This window comes from Microbacterium sp., assembly GCF_035554235.1.
Lineage (GTDB): Bacteria > Actinomycetota > Actinomycetes > Actinomycetales > Microbacteriaceae > Microbacterium.
This window is the reverse complement of the sequence record NZ_DATMIO010000080.1, coordinates 1-5,804: the sequence shown is the minus strand read 5'-3', so window position 1 is coordinate 5,804 and position 5,804 is coordinate 1. Positions and strand designations below refer to the sequence as shown.

The following is a 5,804-nucleotide window of genomic DNA, read 5'->3' as shown; positions in this document are numbered from 1 at the left end:
GGCGTCGATCTCCACGACATCGAGCGAGCCTCCGCCGTCGCGGGAGAGCTCCACGCAGCTGTCGCAGACGCCGCAGGGCGTGTCGGTCGGACCCTCAGCGCAATTCAGGCACCGGGCGAGGATGCGCGCCGATGTCGTCTTTCCGCATCCGCGCGGCCCGGAGAACAGATAGGCATGGCCCACCCGGTCGGCCCGGAGGGCCGTCATGAGGGGGTCGGTGACCTGTGCCTGTCCGATCATCTCCGCGAACGACTCGGGCCGGTAGCGGCGATACAGGGCGGTGGTCACGCACCCAGCCTAGATCCTGCGTCCGACACCGGACCCCCGGCATCCACTCAGCCGTCGACGCCGACGCTCGCGTCCTGACCCGCGGCGAGCTGCGCCTCCGTGATGATCGGGATCGTCGTCGTGACGGTCGGCACGGATGCCGAGAGGAGCGTGCCGTCCTCGCGACGCACATCGGCGAACTGCCGGAGCGACGGGCGCCCGGGGCGCACGGGTCCCTGTCCCGCGAGCGGGGCCACGACGTCGTCGCCCGGCGATGCCGTGTACGACACCCCGCGCACCTCGAAGGTGACGGGACCGCCCGACGGGACGCGGGCCGTCAGCGCGTCGCGGGTGATCGAGACGTGCAGCGGCGAACCGTGCCAGTGCAGCACGAACGACAGCTCCGGCCAGTCCGCGGGCAGGCGCGGATCGAACGTGAGATCGCCGAAGTGGTCGCGCATTCCGCCGAATCCGGCGACGAGCGCCGTCCAGACGCCGCCCGCGGAGGCGACGTGCACGCCGTCGGCCGCGTTGTGGTGCAGGTCGGCGAGGTCTACGAAGATCGACTTCTGGAAGTACTCCAGGGCGAGGTCCTGATACCCGACCTCGGCGGCCAGGATCGACTGGACCACCGCGGAGAGCGTCGAATCGCCCGTCGTCAGCGGATCGTAGTAGTCGAAGTCGGCGAGCTTCTCCTCGGCCGTGAAGTGGTTGCCCTGGAGATACAGCGCCAGCACGACATCCGCCTGCTTCAGCACCTGGAAGCGGTAGATCACGAGCGGATGGAAGTGCAGCAGCAGCGGGCGCTGCTCGCGCGGGGTGTGCTCCAGATCCCACACCTCGCGTTCCAGGAAGAGCGAGTCCTGCGGGTGGATGCCGAAGGTCGGGCTGTACGGAATGTGCATGGCCTCGGCGGCCCGCTCCCACGCCTCCGGCTCGGCGGGATCGAGACCGACCCGGTCGACCATGTGCCGGTACGCCTCCGGCGCCTCGGTGGCCATATCGCGCACCACCCGCGACGCGAAGCGGAGGTTGAAGCGCGCCATCACGTTCGTGAAGAGGTTGTCGTTGACGACCGTCGTGTACTCGTCGGGTCCCGTCACCCCGTGGATGTGGAACGACTCGTAGCCCTCGTTCTGGCGCCAGAAGCCCAGTGTCGACCACAGTCGCGCAGTCTCGACGGCGGCGTCGACGCCCTCGCGGTGGAGGAAGTCGACGTCTCCCGTCGCCCGCACGTACTTGGCGAGTGCGAAGCTCACGTCGGCGTTGATGTGGTACTGCGCGGTGCCCGCCGCGTAGTACGCCGAGGCCTCCTCGCCGTTGATCGTGCGCCACGGGAACAGGGCACCGGCCTCGTTGAGCTGACTCGCCCGCCGGCGGGCGGCCGGCAGCATGAGGGTGCGCATCCGCAGGGCGTTGCGGGCCCACAGGGGGGTCGTGTAGGTGAGGAACGGAAGCACGTAGATCTCGGTGTCCCAGAAGTAGTGGCCGCTGTAACCCGAGCCCGACACGCCCTTGGCGGGCACGCCCTGGCCGTCGGCGCGCGCTGCCGCCTGCGCGATCTGGAAGAGGCACCAACGGGTCGCCTGCTGAAGGTCGTCGTGTCCGCCGATGCAGACGTCCGAGCGCTCCCAGAAGCCCTTGAGCCACTCGCGCTGCTTCTCGTACTGCGCTTCGATGCCCTCCGCCTCTGCCCGGTCGAGCGTACGGCGGCACCGGTCGACGAGCTCGCGCGCGGGCACACCCCGGGACGTGTGGTAGCTGACGAGCTTCGTCAGCCGGATCGGGACGCCGGCCTTCGCCTGCACCCGGAAGACGTTCTTCGCGATGTCGGGCTCGATGAGGCTGCGGGCGTTCACATCGTTCTCGGTCTCGATGAGGTGATCGGCGACGACGGCGACCGTCATCCCCGAATCGGTCACCCGGTAGCTGAGGGCCGATCGCGTGCCGTCCTGCCAGAACTCCTGCGGCTGCAGCACGCGCTCTCCGATGCGCTCCGCCTTGCGGGGATCGAAGCCGCCCTTCTTCGTCGCATTCGGGGTGCCGCCGTAGACGTCCTCGCCGTCCTGGCGGTTCAGCAGCTGGCAGTTGACCGTGACGGGGGCATCGGCGTTCAGCACCGTCACCTCGAGGCGCATGACCGTAAGGTGCTTCTCCTCGAACGACACCATGCGGTCGAAGTCGATCTGCACCTCCTTGCCGCTGGGGGTCACCCAGTGGATGCGCCGGCGCAGCACCCCGTCGCGCATGTCGAGCTCGCGCTCGTACGAGCGCACGTCCGCCACGTCGAGCGACAGGGGCTCGTCGTCGACGTAGACCCGCATGACCTTGGCATCGGGCGCGTTGACGATCGTCTGGCCGACCTCGGCGAAGCCGTAGGCCTGCTCCGCGTGGCGGATCGGCCACGTCTCGTGGAAACCGTTGATGAATGTGCCCTGCTCGTGCGCCTGGCGCCCCTCGGGGTGGTTGCCCCGGAGGCCGAGGTACCCGTTGCCCACCGAGAAGAGCGTCTCGGTCACTCCGGCGTCATCGAACGAATACCGCGTCTCGATGAGACGCCACGGGTCGACGGGAAAGCGATCGCGATCGATCATGAAATGCCCTTACTCAATCGGGTTTACTCGGGGGGTTCAGCGGAGGAAGGCAGAGAGGTCGTCGACGACGACGTGCGCGCCGGCGCCGCGGAGGGCATCCGCCCCCACGCCGCGGTCGACCCCGACGACGAGACCGAACCCCCCGGCCGCGGCGGATTCGACACCGCTGATCGCGTCTTCGACGGCGGCGCTGCGAGCCGGGTCGACTCCCAGCATCCTGGCCGCCTCGACGAAGACGTCGGGAGCGGGCTTGGAGGGAAGGTGGTCGCGCTCGGCGATCACGCCGTCCATCACGACGGGGAAGCGGTCGCGCAGGCCCGCGACCGCGAGCACCTCTTCGGCGTTCTTCGAGCTCGACACGACGGCGAGCGGCACCCCCGTCGGAGCGAGCTGGTCGAGCAGCGCGAGCGACCCGGGATACGGCTGCACGCCGTCGGCCCGCAGCACGCGCGAGAACACGACGTTCTTGCGGTTGCCGATTCCGCAGATCGTGTCCGCCTCCGGCGGGTCGGAAGGGTCGCCCCAGTGCACTTCGACATCGCGACTGCGCAGCAGGCTTGCGACCCCGTCGTAGCGCTTCTTGCCGTCGACGTAGTCGAAGTAGTCCTGGTCGGTGTACGGCGGGGTGATATCCCACGCGGCGAAGAGCTCTTCGAACATCGTCCGCCACGCGTGCATGTGCACTTCGGCGGTGGGAGTCAGCACGCCGTCGAGGTCGAACAGCACGGCATCGTACGAGGCGAGATCGGGCAGGGCGTCAGTCACGGAACCTCCATGCGAAGCGGGCGGACCCGCGGGACGGTGGATGTCGGCACGCCATTGCGCCTCGTCGGCCGTGGCGCCGTGCCGGGCGCCGGGCCACGATGACAGCGTAGTAGTGCCGGGCCGCGCGGCCAACGAACCGCCGCGTCAGGAGCCCGCCGCCTCGAGCGTCTGGCGGGCGATCTCGAGCTCTTCATTCGTGGGGACGACGAGCACGGTGACGCGTGACCCGTCGGTCGAGACGACCCGGATGCCGCGGCCCCGCGCCGCGTTGCGCTCGGCGTCGAGCTCGACGCCGGCGAAGCCGAGGGTCTCCACCGCGGCCGCGCGGACGTGGTGCGAATTCTCTCCCACGCCGGCGGTGAACGAGATCACATCGACGCCGCCGAGTTGAGCGAGGTAGGCCCCGGCGTACGCGCGGAGCCGGTGGACGTACACGTCGAACGCCAGCGTGACCGCGGCATCCCCCGCCTCGACGCCCGCGACGATGTCGCGCATGTCGGACACCCCCGCCAAGCCCTGCAGGCCGCTGCGGCGGTTGAGCAGATCATCGAGGTCCTCGATCGACATCCCCGCGCGCCGCGCGAGCTGGAAAAGCACGGCGGGGTCGATGTCGCCCGACCGGGTGCCCATCACGAGCCCCTCGAGGGGCGTCAGCCCCATCGAGGTGTCGACGGAGCGACCGCCGTCGATGGCCGTGACCGACGCCCCGTTGCCGAGGTGGAACACCAGCTGCTTGAGCTCGGCGAGCGGCCGCCCGAGGAACGCCGCCGCCTGCTCGGACACGAACTTGTGCGAGGTCCCGTGGAACCCGTAGCGGCGGATGCGGTGGGATGCCGCGAGGTCGGCATCGATCGCATACGTGTACGCAGCGGGGGGCAGCGTCTGGTGGAACGCCGTGTCGAAGACGGCGACGTGCGCCACGCCCGGGAACGCCGCCTTCGCCGCGACGATCCCCGCGAGGTTGGCGGGGTTGTGCAGGGGCGCCAGCACCGAGAGCTCGTCGATGTCGATCTCGACGAGCGGGGTGATCACGGTGGGGGCGAAGAACCGCGCCCCGCCGTGCACCACCCGGTGGCCGACGGCGACCGGCGGGTTCTCGGCGAGCGAGGGGCCGTTCTCGGCGAAGGCGTCGAGCATCACCTGGAAACCGACGGTGTGATCGGGGATCGGCAGCTCGCGCGTGTAGGTCGCCTCGAGCATCGTCGGCGCAGGCCCCGGCGAGGGCCCCGCTCCTGTGGCGGGGGCGAACACCGTGTGCGCCGACGCGCCCACCGGCGCGCCGATCCGCTCGACGAGCCCGGACGCGAGCACCCGCTCGGTCTCGACATCCAGCAATTGGTATTTGAACGACGACGACCCGCTGTTGACGACCAGGACGATGGACACGCCTACTCCCCCTGCTGGGCCTGGATCGCGGTGATCGCGACCGTGTTGACGATGTCGTCGATCAGGGCGCCGCGGGAGAGGTCGTTGATCGGCTTGTTCAGGCCCTGCAGCACCGGCCCGATGGCGACCGCGCCGGCCGAGCGCTGCACGGCCTTGTAGGTGTTGTTGCCCGTGTTGAGGTCGGGGAAGACGAACACCGTCGCGCGGCCCGCGACCGTCGATCCGGGCATCTTCGCCGCAGCGACGGCGGCGTCCGCCGCGGCGTCGTACTGGATCGGGCCCTCCACGAGCAGCTCGGGGGCGCGCTCGCGCACGAGCCCGGTCGCGACGCGCACCTTCTCGACCTCGGCGCCGGAGCCGGACTCCCCCGTCGAGTACGACAGCATCGCGACCCGCGGCTCGATGCCGAATTGCGCGGCGGTGGCGGCGGATGACACGGCGATGTCGGCGAGCTGCGCGCTCGTCGGGTCGGGGATGACGGCGCAGTCGCCGTAGACGAGCACACGATCGGCGAGCGCCATCAGGAACACCGACGAGACCACCGACACCCCCGGCCTCGTCTTGATGATCTCGAACGCCGGCCGGATCGTGTGCGCCGTCGTGTGCGCGGCGCCCGACACCATGCCGTCGGCGAGCCCCAGGTGCACCATCATCGTGCCGAAGTACGACACGTCGGTCACGGTGTCGGCCGCCTGTGCCTACGTGACGCCCTTGTGGGCGCGCAGCCGCTCGTATTCGCGCGCGAACTTGTCGACGTGCACGGGATCGAACGGGCTCAGCACATTCGCCTCG

General features: G+C 69.9%; 4 protein-coding genes and 1 pseudogene. All 5 read right to left on the bottom strand.

Features of this window, described 5'->3' with window-relative positions; translation table 11 throughout:
- The coding region (locus VNT50_RS04070; protein WP_491715934.1) for a DNA polymerase III delta subunit-related protein at positions 1-288 on the bottom strand (288 nt) is incomplete at its 3' end.
- Positions 289-335: 47 nt separating this feature from the next.
- Entirely contained in the window at positions 336-2,861 is a 2,526-nt protein-coding gene (locus tag VNT50_RS04065; protein ID WP_325483822.1) for a glycoside hydrolase family 65 protein, read from the bottom strand.
- A gap of 36 nt (positions 2,862-2,897) precedes the next feature.
- Complete coding sequence (locus tag VNT50_RS04060; protein ID WP_325483821.1) at positions 2,898-3,626, bottom strand: HAD family hydrolase; 729 nt, start codon at positions 3,624-3,626, stop codon at positions 2,898-2,900.
- Between the two features lie 144 nt (positions 3,627-3,770).
- Positions 3,771-5,012 (bottom strand): acetate/propionate family kinase, encoded by a 1,242-nt coding sequence (locus VNT50_RS04055; protein WP_325483820.1) that lies wholly within the window; start codon positions 5,010-5,012, stop codon positions 3,771-3,773.
- 2 nt (positions 5,013-5,014) lie between these two features.
- Positions 5,015-5,804: pseudogene (gene pta, locus VNT50_RS04050) on the bottom strand (phosphate acetyltransferase); the annotation flags it as partial.